16 protein-coding genes are annotated in these 18,688 nt (G+C 62.8%); 8 read left to right on the top strand and 8 right to left on the bottom strand.

Going from position 1 to position 18,688, the window contains the following annotated elements; genetic code table 11:
- Nucleotides 1-53 precede the first annotated feature (53 nt).
- A complete protein-coding gene (leuB, locus tag OCK01_RS16955) occupies nt 54-1,166 on the top strand; it encodes a 3-isopropylmalate dehydrogenase (RefSeq protein ID WP_263824957.1) in 1,113 nt (370 codons plus the stop codon).
- 24 nt (nt 1,167-1,190) lie between these two features.
- On the top strand, nt 1,191-1,895 hold the full coding sequence (locus OCK01_RS16950; protein WP_263824956.1) for a phosphatase PAP2 family protein: 705 nt from the start codon (nt 1,191-1,193) through the stop codon (nt 1,893-1,895).
- An 86-nt stretch (nt 1,896-1,981) separates the two neighbouring features.
- On the opposite strand, the gene OCK01_RS16945 is transcribed toward OCK01_RS16950, so the two are convergent.
- Complete coding sequence (locus OCK01_RS16945) at nt 1,982-3,862, bottom strand: MFS transporter (protein WP_263824955.1); 1,881 nt, start codon at nt 3,860-3,862, stop codon at nt 1,982-1,984.
- 487 nt (nt 3,863-4,349) lie between these two features.
- On the opposite strand from OCK01_RS16945, the gene OCK01_RS16940 reads away from it, so the two are divergent.
- Together OCK01_RS16940 and OCK01_RS16935 are read left to right on the top strand one after the other, a co-directional pair.
- Nucleotides 4,350-5,372: an aspartate-semialdehyde dehydrogenase gene (locus OCK01_RS16940; RefSeq protein ID WP_263824954.1), complete on the top strand. Its 1,023-nt coding sequence runs from the start codon at nt 4,350-4,352 to the stop codon at nt 5,370-5,372.
- Nucleotides 5,373-5,528: 156 nt separating this feature from the next.
- Nucleotides 5,529-6,350: a lytic transglycosylase domain-containing protein gene (locus tag OCK01_RS16935; protein WP_409526920.1), complete on the top strand. Its 822-nt coding sequence runs from the start codon at nt 5,529-5,531 to the stop codon at nt 6,348-6,350.
- A gap of 52 nt (nt 6,351-6,402) precedes the next feature.
- Here OCK01_RS16935 and OCK01_RS16930 read toward each other — a convergent pair whose 3' ends face one another.
- Complete coding sequence (locus OCK01_RS16930; RefSeq protein ID WP_182829361.1) at nt 6,403-7,092, bottom strand: carbonic anhydrase; 690 nt, start codon at nt 7,090-7,092, stop codon at nt 6,403-6,405.
- Between the two features lie 5 nt (nt 7,093-7,097).
- Nucleotides 7,098-7,973: a pyridoxal kinase PdxY gene (gene pdxY / locus OCK01_RS16925; protein WP_263824953.1), complete on the bottom strand. Its 876-nt coding sequence runs from the start codon at nt 7,971-7,973 to the stop codon at nt 7,098-7,100.
- 147 nt (nt 7,974-8,120) lie between these two features.
- Between pdxY and OCK01_RS16920 the strand changes: the two genes are divergently transcribed.
- Nucleotides 8,121-9,500, top strand: a complete 1,380-nt coding sequence (locus OCK01_RS16920) for an MFS transporter (protein ID WP_263824952.1) — start codon at nt 8,121-8,123, stop codon at nt 9,498-9,500.
- A gap of 50 nt (nt 9,501-9,550) precedes the next feature.
- On the opposite strand, the gene purH is transcribed toward OCK01_RS16920, so the two are convergent.
- The 4 genes from purH to htpX form a co-directional block, all read right to left on the bottom strand.
- Nucleotides 9,551-11,164, bottom strand: a complete 1,614-nt coding sequence (purH, locus tag OCK01_RS16915) for a bifunctional phosphoribosylaminoimidazolecarboxamide formyltransferase/IMP cyclohydrolase (protein WP_263824951.1) — start codon at nt 11,162-11,164, stop codon at nt 9,551-9,553.
- Nucleotides 11,165-11,258: 94 nt separating this feature from the next.
- Entirely contained in the window at nt 11,259-12,899 is a 1,641-nt protein-coding gene (locus OCK01_RS16910) for a heparinase II/III family protein (protein WP_263824950.1), read from the bottom strand.
- Nucleotides 12,900-13,079: 180 nt separating this feature from the next.
- Entirely contained in the window at nt 13,080-14,444 is a 1,365-nt protein-coding gene (locus OCK01_RS16905) for an RsmB/NOP family class I SAM-dependent RNA methyltransferase (RefSeq protein ID WP_263824949.1), read from the bottom strand.
- Complete coding sequence (gene htpX, locus OCK01_RS16900; protein ID WP_263824948.1) at nt 14,441-15,487, bottom strand: zinc metalloprotease HtpX; 1,047 nt, start codon at nt 15,485-15,487, stop codon at nt 14,441-14,443. Before htpX ends, OCK01_RS16905 begins: the two co-directional genes overlap by 4 nt.
- Nucleotides 15,488-15,573: 86 nt before the next feature.
- Between htpX and OCK01_RS16895 the strand changes: the two genes are divergently transcribed.
- The 3 genes from OCK01_RS16895 to OCK01_RS16885 all read left to right on the top strand — a co-directional run bounded on the left by OCK01_RS16895 (nt 15,574) and on the right by OCK01_RS16885 (nt 16,598).
- Nucleotides 15,574-15,774 (top strand): DUF1674 domain-containing protein, encoded by a 201-nt coding sequence (locus OCK01_RS16895; RefSeq protein WP_182827954.1) that lies wholly within the window; start codon nt 15,574-15,576, stop codon nt 15,772-15,774.
- Between the two features lie 51 nt (nt 15,775-15,825).
- Entirely contained in the window at nt 15,826-16,293 is a 468-nt protein-coding gene (locus tag OCK01_RS16890; RefSeq protein ID WP_263824947.1) for a thermonuclease family protein, read from the top strand.
- A 62-nt stretch (nt 16,294-16,355) separates the two neighbouring features.
- Entirely contained in the window at nt 16,356-16,598 is a 243-nt protein-coding gene (locus OCK01_RS16885; protein WP_263824946.1) for an excalibur calcium-binding domain-containing protein, read from the top strand.
- A gap of 36 nt (nt 16,599-16,634) precedes the next feature.
- Here OCK01_RS16885 and acs read toward each other — a convergent pair whose 3' ends face one another.
- A complete protein-coding gene (gene acs / locus OCK01_RS16880; protein WP_263824945.1) occupies nt 16,635-18,599 on the bottom strand; it encodes an acetate--CoA ligase in 1,965 nt (654 codons plus the stop codon).
- Nucleotides 18,600-18,688 lie beyond the last annotated feature (89 nt).

The following is an 18,688-nucleotide window of genomic DNA, read 5'->3' as shown; positions in this document are numbered from 1 at the left end:
TGCAGGGATATGGAGGCCGCAGTCTTCAACCTCCGAACCGAAAGTGGCGGCACATGTCCGAACGCAAGCTTTTCCTTCTCCCCGGCGATGGCATCGGCCAGGAAACCATGGCCGAAGTCCGCAAGTTCATCACCGCGATGAACGAGAAGTTCGACGCCGGTTTCGTCACCGACGAAGGCCTGGTCGGCGGATCGGCCTATGACGCCCATGGCGCGGCGATCTCCGAACAAGACATGGAAAAGGCGCAGGCCGCTGACGCCGTTCTCTTTGGCGCGGTCGGCGGCCCGAAGTGGGATTCTGTTCCTTATGACGTCCGCCCGGAAGCCGGCCTTCTGCGCCTGCGCAAGGATCTGGCGCTGTTCGCCAATCTTCGTCCGGCGATCTGCTATCCGGCGCTCGCCAACGCCTCCTCGCTGAAGCCCGAGATCGTCGAAGGTCTCGATATCCTGATCGTCCGCGAGCTGACCGGCGGCGTCTATTTCGGCAGCCCCAAGGAAATCATCGATCTCGGCAACGGCCAGAAGCGCGGCATCGACACCCAGGTCTATGACACGTTCGAAATCGAACGCATTTCCTCGGTCGCCTTCGAGCTTGCGCGCACACGCGGCAACAAGGTCTGCTCGATGGAGAAGCGCAACGTCATGAAGTCGGGCGTGCTCTGGAACGAGGTCGTGACGGCGACCCACAAGGCGAAGTATCCCGACGTTAAGCTCGAGCATATGCTGGCCGACGCCGGCGGCATGCAGCTCGTCCGCTGGCCGAAGCAGTTCGACGTCATCGTCACCGACAATCTGTTCGGCGACATGCTCTCCGACATCGCCTCGATGCTCACGGGTTCGCTCGGCATGCTGCCGTCCGCCTCGCTCGGCGCGCCCGATCCGAAGACCGGCAAGCGCAAGGCGATGTATGAGCCCGTGCACGGCTCGGCGCCGGATATCGCCGGCCAGGGCATCGCCAATCCGATCGCCATGATCGCCTCCTTCGCCATGTGCCTGAGATATTCCTTCGCTATGATCAAGGAAGCCGATGCGCTGGAAAAGGCCATCGCCAATGTGCTGGAGAAGGGCATCCGCACCGGCGACATCATGGCCGAAGGCTGCAAGAAGGTCGGCACCGTGGAAATGGGCGACGCGATCCTCGAGGAGTACCTCACCCTCGCGGCGTAACGCCCCGAGGGAGGTTACTGCTGCATGACCATGACGACGACGCCCCGGATAGGCTTTTCGCTGGCAGAACTCAGGGCGACGGGGCTGTTGAGGCCCTATTTCGCCCTACCGCTCATCGTCGCGGTTTCCGTCATCATGGGATTGCAGTTCGACGCCTGGGCTGGCGGCCAGATGGGCCGCTGGCCGGTCTGGCTGAGCCATCCCAGCCGGCTGATGACCGATTACGCCAAATCCGGCTGGATCTTATGGTCCAGCGCCGCCTTGATCGTCACTATTTATGTCAGCTATCGCGACATGGATGGCGGCGCGGTCAGGGATTTCACCCGCCGCCTCATCGGGGCGGCAGCTTTCGTCTTCGCCAGCGTCGCCGTTTCCGGCCTTGGCGCCATGCTCCTCAAGAACGCCATCGGCCGCGCCAGACCCGCGCTGTTCTCGGAAGCCGGCGCTTTCGCGTTTCGGCCGTTCGAGATGCAATTCTTCTATCAGGGTTTTCCCTCCGGCCACGGAACCACGGCCGGCGCTTTCTTCACCGCCCTCGCCATTCTCTATCCCCGCTACTGGCTGATCTGGACCGCCCTGGGCGTCGCGCTCGCTTCGACGCGGGTATTCGTCGGCGCGCATTATCCCTCGGATGCGACGGCGGGCTTCCTGCTCGGCGCCTGGTTCGCTTTCGCCATTGCTTGCATTTTCCATGCACGCGGCTGGTGGCCCGACCGGCGACGGTGTTGAAGCCGGTCTTCAACGCCGCGCAATGCAAAAAGAATGGGGCCCGGCAAGTTCCGCCGGGCCCCTGTCGTTTGACCTTTTGAGACGCTTCAAAGAGCGTGCACGTCGTTGTGCCTGGTTTCCTTGAGGAAGATCATGCCGATGATCAGACTCATCACCGCGATCACGATCGGGTACCACAGGCCATAATAGATATCGCCCTTGGCCGCCGACATCGCGAAAACGATGGCCGGGAGCAGGCCGCCGAACCAGCCGTTGCCGATGTGATAGGGCAGCGACATGCCGGTGTAGCGGATGCGGGTGGGGAACATTTCCACCAGCATGGCGGCGATCGGGCCATAGACCATGGTCACATAGATCACGAGAACGGTCAGGATGGCGATGCACTGCACCCAGTTCACTTCGTCCGGATTGGCGACGATCTTGAATTCGCCGCCGGCCGGCACCTTGTAGACCGCCATTTCGGTCACCCCTTCGAGATCTTTGGCCGTCGCATATTTCTCGCGGATGATCTTGGCCGCCGACATCGTTTCCGGCGTCAGCGCGCGAATTGCCGCCTCATCCAGGTTCAGTTCCGGATTGGCCGCCACGAAACCGGCGATCTTCGTTTCCGGCACGAAAGCGGAGCCGCGGGCCAACGGATAACCAGCGTCCTTGAGGGCGAAGAAGGCCGCCTTCTGGAAGCTTGCGTCGAGCCCCTTGGCCTGATCGCCGGCCTTGGCGGCGTCATAGCTCTGCACCGTCTCGTTCTTGATCTTGACGGTCGCGGCGGTCCCGGCGGGAGCGGCCACGATGTCGTAGGGGATCGAGTTCTTGGTCAGGAAGGCGGTGGCGATGTCGCAGGACGTAGTGAATTTGGCCGTGCCGGTCGGGTTGAACTGGAAATTGCAATCCGCCGGATCGGCCGTCACCGTGGCGCGAATCTCGGCCTGCGCCTGGGCGAGGGCGGGATTGCCGGCCCAGGTCAACGCCTTGAACAGCGGGAAATAGGTGAGCGCGGCGAGCGCCAGCCCCAGCATGATCACCGGCTTGCGGCCGATCTTGTCGGACAGCCAGCCGAACACCACGAAGAACAGCGTGCCGATGGCGAGCGAGATCGCCACCATGACATTGGCGTCCTGCAGGTCGATCTTCAGCACGTTCTGCAGGAAGAACAGCGCGTAGAACTGGCCCGAATACCAGACGACGGCCTGACCTGCGACCGCGCCGAACAGAGCGAGAACGGCGATCTTGGCGTTCTTCCACTGGCCGAAAGCTTCCGAGATCGGCGCTTTGGAGGTCTTTCCCTCTTCTTTCATCTTCTTGAAGGCGGGGGATTCGTTCATCTGCATGCGGATCCAGACCGACACGCCGAGCAGGGCCACGGAGATCAGGAAGGGAATGCGCCAGCCCCATTCGGCGAATGCGTCGCGTCCGAGCAAGGTCTGCACGCCCAGGATCACCAGCAGCGACAGGAACAGGCCGAGCGTTGCTGTTGTCTGGATCCAGGATGTGTAGAAGCCGCGGCGATCATCGGGCGCGTGTTCGGCCACATAGGTCGCGGCGCCGCCATATTCGCCGCCGAGCGCGAGGCCCTGTAGCAGTCGCAGAATGATGAGAATGATGGGCGCGGCGATGCCGATCTGCGCCGAACCGGGCAGAAGACCGACCACGAACGTGGATACGCCCATGATCAGGATGGTGACGAGGAAGGTGTATTTGCGGCCGACGATGTCGCCCAACCGTCCGAACACCAGCGCGCCGAACGGACGCACGAGAAAGCCAGCCGCAAAAGCGAGCAGGACGAAGATGTTGCGCGTCGCTTCAGGGTAGGAATTGAAGAAGGCGACGCCGATATAGGCTCCCAGAGAGCCGTAGAGATAGAAGTCGTACCATTCGAACACGGTGCCGAGAGAGGAGGCGAAAATCACCTTCTTCTCCTCTCGCGACATCGGCCGGCCGCGGCTGTGTGTGGCTGCAATATCCGCCATGTTGAGATCCCCCAGTCAAAACATGCCGGACAGCGCCTCTCCTCTAAGGCCTTCATGGACTGCCGGCATATCCTGAATGATGTCACGATGTGGCGCGAGCGGGCAGATGGGCTTTGGGATTATGACGAACGTATTAGATGCATCGCAGAAAGCGCATACATCCCGCAGGAGGCGCGTTCGCTTCGACATCGCGGCTTGACTCCGGGCCAAAAGCCGCTAGAGGTGAGCGCCGAAAGGGAACCGCCCATGTCTGGCCATGCTCGAGCCTCGCTCCTGATGCGCCGTCCGGATCAACGATCCGGCGGACGTTCGCTTTTTTCTCCTGATTGCAAAACCAGGGCCACCAAAACGAAGACGAAAACCGTCTGACGTTCCTGGCCCGCCGCTCTCTCCCCGGCTTTAGGCCGGGAGCGGGAACCCGACGCAATGTCTTGCGGTCCGGTTCCGATCCAGCAACCGGCGGAGAGAAAAGAAAGAGACGATCATTATGGGTTTCAAAGTCGCAGTCGCAGGCGCCACCGGCAATGTCGGTCGCGAAATGCTCAACATTCTCGCAGAACGCAATTTTCCCGCCGATGAAGTCGTGGCGCTGGCCTCGAGCCGCTCGCTCGGCACCGAAGTCTCCTTCGGCGACAAGACGCTGGTGGTGAAGAACCTCGAAAATTACGATTTCTCGGCCACCGATATCTGCCTGATGTCGGCCGGCGGCGACGTGTCCAAGAAGTGGTCCCCGAAGATCGGCCAGCAGGGCTGCGTGGTGATCGACAATTCCTCGGCCTGGCGCTACGATTCCGAAGTGCCCCTGATCGTTCCGGAAGTGAACCCTGACGCGATTGCCGGCTTCCGCAAGAAGAACATCATCGCCAACCCCAATTGCTCGACCGCCCAGCTGGTGGTGGCGCTGAAGCCCCTGCATGATCGCGCCAAGATCAAGCGCGTCGTCGTCTCGACCTACCAGTCGGTCTCCGGCGCCGGCAAGGACGGCATGGACGAGCTGTTCAACCAGACCCGCGCCGTCTTTGTCGCCGATCCGATCGAGAACAAGAAGTTCACCAAGCGCATCGCCTTCAACGTCATTCCCCATATCGACGTCTTCATGGAAGACGGCTACACGAAGGAAGAATGGAAGGTGCTGGCCGAGACCAAGAAGATGCTCGACCCGGCCATCAAGGTCACCTGCACCGCCGTGCGCGTGCCGGTGTTCATCGGACATTCGGAATCGGTCAACATCGAGTTCGAGAACGAGATCACCGCCGACGAAGCGCGCGATATCCTGCGCGAAGCCCCGGGCTGCCTGGTCATCGACAAGCATGAAAACGGCGGCTATGTGACGCCTTACGAATGCGCCGGCGAAGATGCGACCTATATTTCGCGCATCCGCGAGGACGCCACCGTCGAAAACGGCCTGAACATGTGGGTCGTGTCCGACAATCTGCGCAAGGGCGCCGCGCTCAACGCCGTACAAATTGCGGAACTTCTTATTAACCGTGGCTTGATAAAGGCGGTTTAAGCAAAGTCTCACGAATATGTGACCCGGAATAAGCGTCGAGACCCCGCGGGAAACGTCATTCTCGCGGGGTTTTTTCTTGATGACCGAGCCGTGAGACTTGTAACTAAATTAGACCGAATCGGCGCCTTTCGCGCCGTTCCGCTGGGTGAGGCGCTGATGATTTCGATTTCCAAGCAATTGGCCGCAGGCATGGCTGTCGCGGCATTTCTTCTGACCGCCCCGGCGGCTTACGCAGCCGCTTGCGGCAACACGTCCAAAGGATTCGACGCCTGGGTGGACAACTTCAAGACGGAAGCAGCCGGCCGCGGCGTCAGCGCCCGCACGCTCGACAAAGTGTTCTCGTCGGTGTCCTACAGCCGCGCCACAATCCGCGCCGATCGCGGCCAGAAAAGCTTCAAGCTGAGCCTGGACGAATTCATGCGCAAGCGCGGCGCGACCACCATCGTGTCTCGCGGCAAGAAGATGCGTTCGGCCAACGCCGCCCTGTTCAACTCGCTCGAAGCCCGCTACGGCGTGCCTGCGGGCCCGCTGATCGCCATCTGGGGCATGGAGACGGGCTTCGGCTCCTATCTCGGCAATGAGCACACATTGTCTGCGGTTTCGACTCTCGCCTTCGATTGCCGTCGGTCCGACTATTTCACCGATCAGCTCTATGCGGCGCTCAAGCTCGTGGAACGCGGCGATCTCCCCGTCAATGCGCGCGGCGCCGCTCACGGCGAGATCGGCCAGACCCAGTTCCTGCCCAAGAATGTCGTGACCTATGGCGTCGACGGCGATGGCGACGGCCATATCAATCTCGTCGGCTCGCGCGCCGACGCGCTGGCGTCGACCGCCAATTTCCTGCGCGGGCACGGCTGGCGCGCCGGCGCAGGCTATCAGCCGGGAGAACCCAATTTCGCCGCCATCAAGGGCTGGAACGCAGCGAGCGTCTACCAGCAGGCGATCGCCATCATGGGCGCGCAGATCGACGGTCAATAATAGTTTGCCGATCCGGCAGGGCGACACGCAATCGTATCGCCCTGTCTGGAGCTCAGGACGAGACAGGCTGCTCGTCGTCTTTCTTCTCGATCGCTTCGAGATCGGGCCGGATGAAATCGCCGGTCTCTTGATTCATCACCCATAATTCGCCCGTGGAAATATCGAACCAGGCGCCATGCAGGCGAAGCTTCTGCTTGCTCTCCAGGATGGAGACGCAGGGAAACGTCCTGAGATTGGCGATGGAGTTGCGGATCGACACCCGCTCGAGCGTCCGCTGGCGTTCCGTGGGCGTCATGAATGTGTAGTGCTGCACCTCTTCCGCAGTCGGACGCAGCAAATTCATCCACTTGCCGATGAAATCGCCGGGGGACAGCGGCTCGCCGCCATAATTCAGCGCGGCGTGGATGCCGCCACAGCGGCCATGCCCCATCACCACGATGTCGCGGATCTTGAGCGATTGCACGGCGAACTCCAGCGCCGCCGAGGTGCCGTGATAATTCTCATCCGGCGCATAGGGCGGCACGAGATTGGCGACATTGCGCACCACGAACAGTTCGCCGGGTCCGGAATCGAAGATCGTTTCGGGCGCGGCGCGGGAATCGCAACAGGCGATCACCATGGTCGTCGGCGTCTGACCCTTTTCCGCCAGCTTGCGATAGCGGTCCGATTCGCTGGAGTAGCGGCCGTTCATGAAGGCGTTGTAGCCCTCCAGAAGTTGCGAAGGAAATCCGGTCACATCCATTCCTTTCATGAGGTGCGGTTGCGCGAGGGATGCAGAAGATGACGCATCTGCACCATCGCCATCGGCGTCGAAAAACTGTGATGATCCTCGGCCAGCATCAATTCATCCGAACCCCGCTTGACCGCCCGCGCCAGGATTTCGAACACCGACGCCGTCGCCATCTGCAGGGCGCGCTCATCGCTGTCGCCCTTCAGCAGGCGGGACAGGAAAAGCGCCGCCGTGAGATCGCCGAGACCCTTGGGCGCGTCGTTGACCAGCCGGTGCTCGGCAAGCAGCGCATGGCGATCTGTGAGCAGGAGATTTCCGGTGCCGCCCGCCATCATCGCCACGGCCGACGTCACCAGCACCCGGCGAGGGCCGAGCGCAATCGCGGCGTCGAGCGCCTGGGCGTTGCTGTCGAGCGGCGCGCCAGCCAGCCAACCGAGTTCGAAACGATTGGGCGTGGCGATGTCGGCGAGCGGAATTAGCTGATCGCGAATGACCGATGCTATGTCCTCGGCCACATACAGCCCGCCTTCATCGCCGAGAACCGGGTCGCAGAGGTAGACGAGATCGGGCGCGCGCGCCTTGAGTTGGCCGATGAATCGCGCCGCCGCCTGCGCCTGGCCCGAGCTCGCGAAATACCCCGTGATGACCGCGCGGACCCCGCCCGCGCCGGGAGAAGCGGCGAGATCGTCGAGTATGGCCGAAAACCCCTCATCGGGCAGCGCAAGGCGGGTCGAATTCCCATGCCCGGGATGCCAGGGGAGGATCACCGTCGGCAGGGAGAGGACCGGATGCCCCATGGCCTCCAGGCTGAAGACGACGGCGCGATTGCCGACCGATCCGCGGACGACCTGGCTGGAAATGGCGACGATTTCCGCCGGCGCGTCATTGCCCATAGTTCTACCCCGTCTATTCCACGCCTTGATTGCCGCAGTGCAAGAAATTGTCAACCTATTATGAACCCGCCGGCGGCAAAGCCCGCCTTGAACCCGGTCCAAGGCCATGCGACGGTGAAACCGCATGTGAAATACGACGGGATTGTCATGACGACTGCGGAAACGACGCCGGCAAAGCCGAGCCGACGGGCAATATTCGGATGGATGATGTTCGACTGGGCGGCGCAGCCGTTCTTCACGGTGGTCATCACGTTCATCTTCAGCCCCTATTTCGTGTCCCGCATGGTCGCCGATCCCGATCAGGGCCAGCAATATTGGAGCAATATCAACGTCGTATCCTCGATCATCATCGCGCTTCTCGCGCCGGTGATGGGGGCGATCGCCGATGCGAGCGGCTACAAGAAACGCTGGATCGGCGCCTTCGCGGCGGTCAAGATCTTCTCGCTCCTGCTGCTGTGGCAGGCCGCGCCCGGCAGTTCCGTTCTCTTCATCGGCATGTTGATCGTGTTCGCCTCGATCGCGGCGGAATTCTCGATCGTGTTCAACGATTCCATGATGCCGCGGCTGGTGGACAACGCCAATGCCGGCAGGATTTCCAACATCGCCTGGGGTTTGGGATATGCCGGCGGGCTGGTGTCGCTCTTCGCCGTGCTGCTGTTCATGGCCGGCTCGCCACAGACCGGCAAGACCCTCATCGGACTCGATCCGATCTTCGGACTCGATCCCGCCCAGGGCGAGGATGCGCGGGTGACAGGGCCGCTTTCGGCGATCTGGTATCTCATCTTCATTCTGCCGATGTTCCTGTTCACGCCCGATATCCGCAAGAGCGTGCCGATCGGCCGCGCGGTCGGGCAAGGGCTGCGCGAGTTGCGCAGCGCGATCCTGTCGCTCGGGGAACGCAGACCGCTCCTGCGCTTCCTCATCGCCCGGATGATCTATCAGGACGGGGTCAACGGCCTGCTGATCCTCGGCGGCGCCTATGGCGCGGCGATGTTCGGCTGGGAAACGACCGAGGTCGGACTCTACGGCATCATGCTGGCGGTGGTGGCGATTTTCGGATGCTGGGCGGCCGGCCATATCGACGGCGCCTTCGGCTCCAAGAATGTCGTCATTCTCTGCCTGGTCCTGCTTCTCATCGCCACGATCGGCGATATCTCCACCACCCGAGACTTCACCCTGTTCGGCCTGATCCCGCTCGATCGCGGCGACACGACCGGCCTGTTCAGCACCCAGGGCGAACGGATCTATATACTCTTCGGCCTGTTGATCGGCCTGGCATTCGGTCCCGTCCAGGCGTCGTCACGTTCCTATATGTCGCGCAGCGTCGAGGCGGAGGAAGCAGGCCGCTATTTCGGCCTCTATGCGTTGTCGGGTCGAGCGACCACCTTCATGGCCACGGGCCTCAACAGCCTGATGATCTGGGCGAGCGGCTCGGCCCGGGTCGGCATGGCCTCGCTGATCCTCTTTTTGGTGGTCGGCCTGGTTCTGCTGATCGCCACGCCCTATCCGGCGGACAAGAAGGCGTGAAAAAACCCGCCTTCCCTGAAAGAAGGCGGGTGAAATGAAGCCGGCTTCGCTCAATGGCGGAAGTGGCGCATGCCGGTGAACACCATGGCGACACCATGGGCGTCGGCCGCGTCGATCACCTCCTGGTCGCGCATAGAGCCGCCCGGCTGGATGACCGAGGTCGCGCCGGCCGCAATCATCGACAGAAGACCGTCCGCGAAAGGCAGGAAGGCTTCCGACGCCGCAGCCGAGCCGCGGGTCTTGGGCTCGGCCCAGCCGGCTGCCTTGGCCGCATCCTCGGCCTTGATCGCGGCGATGCGGGCGGAATCCACCCGGCTCATCTGGCCTGCGCCGATGCCGGCCGTCTGGCCGTCCTTGGCGTAGACAACCGCATTCGACTTGACATGTTTGGCCACCGTATAGGCGAATTTCAGGTCCTCGATTTCCTGCGCGGTCGGCGCGCGCTTGGTGACGACCTTCAGCGTGACGTCGTCGATTGCCCCCGCATCGCGGGCCTGAACGAGCAGGCCGCCGGAGACTGTCTTGGCCGTCAGCCCCGGATGACGCGGATCCGGCAGCGCGCCGGTGGTCAGGAGCCGCAGATTGGGCTTGGTCGCGATGATCGCCTTGGCCTCGTCGCTGACTTCGGGGGCGATGATCACTTCGGTGAACAGCTTGACGATTTCCTGCGCGGTCTCGGCGTCCAACAGCGAATTCAGCGCGATGATGCCGCCGAAGGCCGAGGTCGAGTCGCAGGCGAGCGCCTTGAGATAGGCGTCCCGAAGCGAGCCGCCGGTGGCGACGCCGCAGGGATTGGCGTGCTTGATGATGGCGCAGGCCGGACCCTTTTCGGGTGAAAACTCCGCCACGAGCTCGAAGGCCGCGTCGGTGTCGTTGATATTGTTGTAGGAGAGCTGCTTGCCCTGGAGAAGCGCGGCGGTCGCCACGCCGGGGCGGTTTTCGCCCGTCACATAGAAGGCGGCCTTCTGATGCGGATTCTCGCCATAACGCATTTCCTCGCGCAGCACGCCGCCGACGGTGCGGTAGCGCGGCGCGTCGACGCCGAGATCTTCGGCCATCCAGTTGGCGATCGCCGTGTCGTAAGCCGCCGTGCGGGCGTAAGCCTTCTGCGCCATCAGTTGACGGAAGCGATAAGGCGTGCCGCCTTCGGACTTCAAATGGTCGACCAGCGTCGAGTAGTCGGCCGGATCGGTGATGACGGTCACGTAAGCATGGTTCTTGGCCGAGGCGCGGATCATCGCCGGCCCGCCGATATCGATATTCTCGACGCTTTCCGGGTAGTCGGCGCCCTTGGCGCGAACCTCTTCGAACGGATAGAGATTGATGATCGACAGATCGATGGCGGAAATTCCGTGATCCGCCATGGCCTTCTGGTGATCGGCGTCGTCGCGTATGGCGAGAAGTCCGCCATGCACGTTCGGATGCAGCGTCTTGACGCGGCCGTCCATGATTTCCGGAAAGCCGGTGACCTGAGAAACGTCGGTGACCGCGAGGCCGGCCTCCGACAGCGCCTTGAACGTGCCGCCGGTCGACAGGATGGTCACGCCGAGCGCGATCAGGTCGCGGGCCAGCTCCACCACGCCTGATTTGTCCGATACCGAGATGAGCGCGGTCTTGACTGTCACCAGATCCGGCGCGGGAATTCGTTTCGATTGCACGGCCATGCCATGAGCCCCCTGAAAGCGATGTCTGCCGCGCCGTTAGCACAGGCGAGCCACGGTTTAAACCCGCTTTCGGCAGTCGCCAGGCTTTACGGGCTCAACCCGGGCCGCGATGGGTCAACACCCATTGGATTTCCGGCAGTAGACCCGCTGTGTAGGAAAGCTCCAGCATGCGGCTGGCGCGAACGCCGCTCGGATCGGCGAAGAACACGTCGTCTTCGATGAGGACTTCCGCGTCCATGCAGACGAAGGTCCATTGTTCGCCGTCGGGCGCCACCAGCCGAACCTCGTTCTCGTCGATCCGACGGATGTCGATCTGCGGATGGATGTGGAAGCGGATCGAGACCTTGTCCAGCCGGTCTTGGCCGACGTCGGAGCCTTCGGCCGTCCTCAGCCGGTCCTTGCCGCGCAGCAGCGCGCCGGTGGAATTGATGCTCAGCGTGCGCTCATGCACCAGTCCGAACAGGCCGACATAACCGTCATGCGCGGCGGCCACAGCCTGGCCTCCCTCCTCCGCGTCCTGCCTGCGGAGCTGCACCGCGCTCGGCCCTTCGAGGACAGGCGGGCCGTCGCTCTTCTTCTTGACCATGCGGGCGGACGACGTGTCGTTCAGCGTCAGCGTCGAATGCGCCGCCGTGGCGCGCGCCAGCTGCCGGTAATGGTCGCCGGCGAAATGCGGCGAGCCAGAATTGATGATGAAGCGGTGTTTCCCCGACGACAGCTCGAAGGAGAGACAGCCGGCATGCGCCTCGCGCGACATGTCCTGGGTGACGGGCAGGCCGACATCCATCAGCACCACCGCGCCGCCCGCAGACAGCCGCTGATAGCCCATATGCGGCAAGGCCTTGAACGGCGCCCCCGCCGTCTCGTCGTAGCGCAGCACCGACATCAATTCGCGCGCCAGCGTGGAGGTCGCGCCATTGAACAGAGCGAGTTCCCCGCCCTGGTGGCGGAAGAAGCGCAGGGCCGGGAACATCCGGTCTATGGTCGGCACCAGTCTTACCGGCAGGTCGTGGCCGAGATTGACATAGGTCTGCCTGAGCGGCAGCAGGTCGAGCAGGATCTCCAGCCCGGCGCGGGGGTTCCGAGAAATGTGACCGCCATCGGCGAGGATCTGCCGCTCCAGTTCCGCATCGAGCAGACTCGCGGCCTTTTCCACCCGTTTGGGCGACATCGGCGTCGCCAGCGAGGCCATGGCGAGCGCAATCCGCGCCGTCAGACGCGGCATGCCGTCGGCGCTGGAGGGCGCCATGGCTTCGAGATAGCGGATGTGGTCGGAAATCGACCGCAGGAACCGTCGATAGAACGCCATGTCGGTGTTCTTGAGCAGGACCGTCGAGTGCGACAGCCATGCGATCAGCCTCTGGGCGACCAATCCGGTCTCCCAGACGAAGCCGGACATCTGGCGGCCATGCGCGGTCAGCCATTCATCCGCCAGCCGCCGGGCGACGGCGGCATGCGCGTCGTTCTTGGAGGCGCGGACATGTCTCAGCCACGAAAAGCCGTGCAGACGATTGGCGAATTCCTTGGAGGGCAATTCGAGCAGAAACGGCGAACGCCCTTCGCTGATCAGCAACCGTCCCGCCAAGGGGAATCGTCCTTCGGCGATCTCTTCGGCGACGAAGGGATCAGCCGCGCGCAGATCAGTCGGCGCCACCAGCAGCCGATCCGGCGGGCGGCGCAGACTCGGGATCGAGGCGATTTTCCAGGCGGTCAACCGCCCCAAAGCCCGTCGCATGCGCTCACTCATGACCGAGGCCGCGTCCCATGTTTCTCGAACGGAGGATGGTCCAGCATTCAGCCAATACAATTTTCCTAATACAGCACGATGTAAAGGCCTCTCCCGATTTTTTGGAAGATTAGGCGCCGAATCGGATGATTACAGAGCCGAAGACCGCGCCGCTATCGACAAGATCGGTTATTCAGACCTTTCGAGGACGGCGGCATAGAAGCCGTCGACTCCATTCAACATATCGGGCGTTGTGCGGATCTGGCCATTTTTTACGATTTCATCGGGAAGAGCCGGTTCTTCTTCGGTCGTGACCGCCCGCATCCGCGCTTCAGGCGTTTCCTTGAGGAAGCGGGCGATCAGTTCCTCCCCTTCGAGCGGGTCGAGCGAACAATTGGCGAAGACCAGTCGGCCGCCGGGCTTCACCATCCGGAAGGCGGCGTCGAGCAGGCGCCGCTGCACCGAAGCGAGCTTGACGACGTCTTCCGGGCTCTTTGTCCAGATGACATCGGGATGCCGGCGGATGGTGCCGGTCGAAGAGCAGGGGGCATCGAGCAGGATGGCGTCAAAAAGCTCTTCGGGCTTCAGCTCTTCGAGCTTGGCCACCACGAATTCCGCCTCGAAGCCGAGGCGGGCGAGATTGCCCTTGAGCCGTTTCATGCGGCTGGCCGATTGCTCCACCGCCGTCACCTTGCCGCCTGCCAAGACCAGTTGCGCCGTCTTGCCGCCGGGGGCGGCGCAGAGATCGGCGACGCGCTTGCCCGAAATGTCCCCCATCAATTTGGCGGGAATGGCGGCGGCGGCGTCCTGCACCCACCAGGCGCCGTCGTCGAAGCCTTCGAGCTCGGTCACTGCGCGCTGAAGCTCCGTCAGGCGCACGCTGCCGGTCGACAACACCGCGCCGCCCAGCCTGTCCGCCCAGCCCTGGGGATCGCTTTTCACGGTCAGGTCGATCGGCGGAAGCGTAATGAAATTCTCTCCGATCCGTCGGGCGACCTCTTCGCCATAGGCCGCCACCAGACGCTTCTGGAACCAGGCGGGGAAGATCGGAACCTCGGCGCGGACGCGGGCGAGGGCTTCTTCTTTTTCGCGGCCCAGCCGGCGCAGCAACGCGTTGACGAGATTGGCGAAGCGGGCCGAGCGCGGATCGAGCCTCGCCTGTTCCACCGCGAGATCGACCGCGGAGTGGTCGGGCACGTCGAGAAACAGGATCTGCGCGGCCGCGACCGCCAGAACATGCCGAAGATGCCGGGCGCCATCCGGCAGCGGCGTCTGCAGATAGCCGTCGAGAATGGCGTTGATCCAGGCGAGATGCCGAAGGCCGGAATTGAGAATGGCGCGGACCAGCGCCTTGTCGGCCCCGGACAATGCACGGAAGGCCGGATTGCCGTGATCGTCATCGATGACGCCATCCATCGGCGTTTTCTGGTCGATGATCGCCGCCATCATTTTGGCGGCCGCGGCCCGGGCGGCATAGCCCGGTTTGGACGAGATCTCGGCCGCCTCTTTTCTGTCGAACGTCTTGCGGGGAGGGCGGCCGGGTGTCTTGGTCAAGAATAAGGTCCTTCGGGAGGTTTGCGATCGCCGCGCCCCCAGGTGATATTGGGCACGGAGCGGCCTTTGCGACCCGAACTATCAGGCGCGGGCGCGTCCGTCGAGGCCCCCCATGGGCTCGGGCGCTCCTGAGACGGCTGCGCAGCCGGCGGCGCCGGCCGGGGCGGGGAAGGCTGCGGACGCTCCGGCGCCGCCCGCATGCCCCGCGCCAGTTCCTGCAAGGCCGCGATGCGGTTTTCGGTGTTGGGATGGGTGGAGAACAGACTGTCCATCCGTTCGCCCGACAGCGGATTGATGATGAACATATGCGCGGTGGCCGGATTGGCCTCGGCGCGCGGATTGGGAATGTGATGCGCCGCCGTGGCGATCTTGTCGAGCGCGGAGGCGAGCCAGAGCGGATTGCCGCAGATTTCCGCGCCGCGCCTGTCGGCGGCATATTCGCGCGTACGGCTGATCGCCATCTGCACCAGCATGGCGGCGAACGGCGCGATGATCATCGTGGCGAGCACGCCGATGAAGCCGAAGGGATTGCTGCGATTGTCGCGGTTGCCCCCGAACAAAAAGGCGAAATTGCCGAGCATCGAAATCGCGCCGGCGAGCGTCGCGGTGACCGTCATGATCAGCGTGTCGCGATTTTCGATATGCGCCAACTCGTGCGCCATCACGCCGGCGACCTCTTCGGGCGTCAGTCGCTGCAAGAGACCGGTGGAGGCGGCCACAGCCGCGGCATCGGGCGCGCGGCCTGTGGCGAAGGCGTTCGGCTGGTCGGAGTTGATGATATAGACGCGCGGCATCGGCAGATTGGCGCGGGCCGCGAGATCGCGGATCATCCGGTAGAATTCCGGGGCGCTACGCTCGTCCACTTCCTGAGCGTCATAGGAGGACAGCACCATGTTTCCCGAATTCCACCAGGAGAACAGGTTCATGCCGGCGGCGACGACAAGGGCGATCATCATGCCGCCGCGTCCGCCCAGCATGAAGCCGACACCCATGAACAAGGCCGTCATGAAGGCGAGCAACATGGCAGTCTTGACGTAATTCATGTTTTTCTCCTCGGTGCGGGTCTTGAAATCGCCCGCCATGCAATGACATGGGAAATGACGTCATAAAATTCAATCCGGGTAAAGCCATGACCGACGCCGACAACGACAATGACGAAACCGGCCGCAAGCCGCTGTCGCCAGCCGCGATGCGCGCCCTTCAGGAAGCCGAGGACCGTCGCAGGGCGGCCGAAGCCCCGGAGCCGGCCCCGGAAGTCGGCGGTCGAGGCGGAGCCGATCCCGCCCGTTTCGGCGATTGGGAAATCAACGGCCGCGCCATCGATTTCTGATCTGAAATAATTCCTATTGAATGCGGTTTGAATTCGGAATATTTTCCTTTGATGTTCAGACCGCTCCGACTTGTCAACCTATTGTCTGTCACAACGCTCGCCCTTCTGGGCTACGGCGCTGTTGACGGCCGGGCCGAAGTCAGCCGCCGCTACCATGTCGATGGTCCCGTGGCGGCAGAACTCGTCTCGGTGATCGATGGCGACACGGTGCTGGTCAACGCCCGTCCCTGGCCGCAACAGATCATATCCGTGATGGTGCGCCTGCGCGGCATCGACACGCCGGAGCTCAAAAGCCGCTGTCCCATGGAACGCGAAAGGGCCCGCGCCGCCCGCGACCTGCTCGTAGAGCGCCTGAAAGGCGGCGATCTCGCTCTGTCCGATATCGACGCCGACAAATATTTCGGCCGTGTGGTGGCGCGCCTCTCCTTCGGGGAGGCGGATGACGCTTCCGATTTGCTGCTCGCCGCCGGTCTGGCGCGGCCTTATGACGGAGGGAAGAAAGCGTCGGTCTCTTGCTGAGGTTGCAGCGCGTTGGTGGATTCTTCGCGTCCGGCGGATAAAGCTGCGGCAGGAGTTTTCCCATGCCGCTGTTTTTCCTTCTTTCTCTGATCCCGCAACCGCTTGCCACGACGCCGCACAATCCGCAGTCCTTTGTTCATACTGTGAGGTTGAGCTGCAAACAGATCTCTTCCTGCGAGGACGCGGTCGCTCTCTGGTGCTCGGGCTATCGCCGCGCCGATGGCGACAATGACGGCGTCCCCTGCGAGAATGTCTGCCATTCTCTGCAGCAGGTCGAAGAGATCATCAGCCGGCAAGGGTGCTGAGAGGGCCGGCCCCGATGGCGCCGGCCCCTCACAATGTCACGAGGCCTTCTTCATCTGACGGTTCTGGCGATTGGCGATCAACTCGTCGACGACGCCTGGATCGGCGAGCGTCGACGTGTCGCCCAACGCCCCGAAATCGTCCTCGGCGATCTTGCGCAGAATCCGGCGCATGATCTTGCCGGAGCGCGTCTTCGGCAGGCCCGGCGAGAATTGGATCTTGTCGGGCGTGGCGATCGGACCGATCTCGCTGCGCACATGCTTGACGAGTTCGGCGCGCAGCGCGTCATTGCCTTCGACGCCGGACATCAGCGTCACATAGCAATAGATGCCCTGGCCCTTGATGTCGTGCGGATAGCCGACGACGGCGGCTTCCGACACCAGATGGTGCGACACCAGCGCCGATTCCACTTCCGCCGTACCCAGGCGATGGCCCGAGACATTGAGCACATCGTCGACGCGACCGGTGATCCAGTAATAGCCGTCCTCGTCGCGCCGGCAGCCGTCGCCGGTGAAATACTTGCCCTTGTAGGTGGCGAAATAGGTCTGGATGAAGCGGTCGTGATCGCCATAGACGGAGCGCGCCTGGCCGGGCCAGCTGTCGGTGATGCAGAGATTGCCGTCGGCCGCGCCCTCGATCGGATTGCCCTCGTTGTCGACCAGCTCGGGCTTGATGCCGAAGAACGGCCGCGTCGCCGAGCCCGGCTTGAGGTCGGTCGCGCCCGGCAGCGGCGAAATCAGGATGCCGCCGGTTTCGGTCTGCCACCAGGTGTCGACGATCGGGCATTTCGCCTCGCCGACGACATTGTAGTACCACTCCCAGGCTTCCGGATTGATCGGCTCGCCGACCGAACCGAGCAGACGCAGCGTCGAGCGCGAGGAGCGCTTCACATAGTCGTCGCCGGCGCCCATCAGCGAGCGGATCGCGGTAGGGGCGGTGTAGAAGATATTGACCTTGTGCTTGTCGATCACTTCCCAGAAGCGGCCCTGATCCGGGAAATTCGGCACGCCTTCGAACATCAGCGTCGTGGCGCAATTGGCGAGCGGACCATAGACGATATAGGAATGTCCGGTGACCCAGCCGACATCCGCCGTGCACCAGTAGATGTCGCCGTCGTGATAGTCGAACACATATTCATGCGTCATCGAGGCATAGACGAGATAACCGCCCGTCGTGTGCATCACGCCCTTCGGCTTGCCGGTCGAGCCCGACGTGTAGAGGATGAACAGCGGATCTTCGGCGCGCATCTTGACCGGGGGGCAGTCGGGCTTGACGGTGGCGACTTCCTGGTGATGCCAGAGATCGCGGCCCGGCGCCCAGCCGATCTTGCCGCCGGTGCGGCGCACGACGAGGACCTTGTTGACGATGACGTAATTCTTCGCCGCGATATCGATGGCGATATCAGTGTTTTCCTTGAGCGGCACCGGCTTTCCGCCGCGCACGCCCTCGTCGCAAGTGATGACGAAGGTGGATTCGCAGTCGACGATGCGGCCGGCCAGCGCTTCCGGCGAGAAGCCGCCGAACACCACCGAATGGATGGCGCCGATGCGGGAGCATGCCAGCATCGCATAGGCGGCTTCCGGGATCATCGGCATATAGATGGTGACGCGGTCGCCCTTCTTGACCCCGTGCTTCTTGAGCACGTTGGCCATGCGGCATACCTGATCGTAAAGTTCGTTATAGGTGATCTTCTTGTCGATATAGGGATTGTCGCCTTCCCAGATGATGGCGGTGCGGTCGCCATGCGTCTTCAGGTGACGGTCGATGCAGTTATAGGAGACGTTGGTCTGGCCGTCTTCGAACCACTTGATCGGCACGCGCCCCTTGAAGGACGTGTTCTTGACCTTGGTGTAGGGCTTGAACCAGTCGATGCGCTTGCCGTGTTTGCCCCAGAATTTGTCCGGGTTCTCGACGCTTTCCTCATACCACTTCTGATATTTTTCATCGTCGATCAACGCGCGCGTTTTCGCCGGCTTCAGCACCGGATAGACTTTGGCGGACATTGGCTCCTCCCAATTCGTTCGCTCGGAACCGCAACTCTTTTGCGGTTGGATGACAATAACATAGCACCTCAGATGGCCGCGGCAATGAG

The sequence above is a fragment of the Rhizobium sp. TRM95796 genome (genome assembly GCF_025779995.1).
In the GTDB taxonomy this organism is placed as follows: domain Bacteria; phylum Pseudomonadota; class Alphaproteobacteria; order Rhizobiales; family Rhizobiaceae; genus Rhizobium_E.
Note: the sequence above shows the minus strand (reverse complement) of the source record. Positions and strands in the feature narration are given on the sequence as shown.

Coding starts and splice junctions, on each gene's coding strand:
- leuB (WP_263824957.1), top strand. CDS start 54: ATGTCCGAACGCAAGCTTTTCCTTCTCCCCGGCGATGGCATCGGCCAG.
- OCK01_RS16950 (WP_263824956.1), top strand. CDS start 1,191: ATGACCATGACGACGACGCCCCGGATAGGCTTTTCGCTGGCAGAACTC.
- OCK01_RS16945 (WP_263824955.1), bottom strand. CDS start 3,862: ATGGCGGATATTGCAGCCACACACAGCCGCGGCCGGCCGATGTCGCGA.
- OCK01_RS16940 (WP_263824954.1), top strand. CDS start 4,350: ATGGGTTTCAAAGTCGCAGTCGCAGGCGCCACCGGCAATGTCGGTCGC.
- OCK01_RS16935 (WP_409526920.1), top strand. CDS start 5,529: ATGATTTCGATTTCCAAGCAATTGGCCGCAGGCATGGCTGTCGCGGCA.
- OCK01_RS16930 (WP_182829361.1), bottom strand. CDS start 7,092: ATGGATGTGACCGGATTTCCTTCGCAACTTCTGGAGGGCTACAACGCC.
- pdxY (WP_263824953.1), bottom strand. CDS start 7,973: ATGGGCAATGACGCGCCGGCGGAAATCGTCGCCATTTCCAGCCAGGTC.
- OCK01_RS16920 (WP_263824952.1), top strand. CDS start 8,121: ATGACGACTGCGGAAACGACGCCGGCAAAGCCGAGCCGACGGGCAATA.
- purH (WP_263824951.1), bottom strand. CDS start 11,164: ATGGCCGTGCAATCGAAACGAATTCCCGCGCCGGATCTGGTGACAGTC.
- OCK01_RS16910 (WP_263824950.1), bottom strand. CDS start 12,899: ATGCGACGGGCTTTGGGGCGGTTGACCGCCTGGAAAATCGCCTCGATC.
- htpX (WP_263824948.1), bottom strand. CDS start 15,487: ATGAATTACGTCAAGACTGCCATGTTGCTCGCCTTCATGACGGCCTTG.
- OCK01_RS16895 (WP_182827954.1), top strand. CDS start 15,574: ATGACCGACGCCGACAACGACAATGACGAAACCGGCCGCAAGCCGCTG.
- OCK01_RS16890 (WP_263824947.1), top strand. CDS start 15,826: ATGTTCAGACCGCTCCGACTTGTCAACCTATTGTCTGTCACAACGCTC.
- OCK01_RS16885 (WP_263824946.1), top strand. CDS start 16,356: ATGCCGCTGTTTTTCCTTCTTTCTCTGATCCCGCAACCGCTTGCCACG.
- acs (WP_263824945.1), bottom strand. CDS start 18,599: ATGTCCGCCAAAGTCTATCCGGTGCTGAAGCCGGCGAAAACGCGCGCG.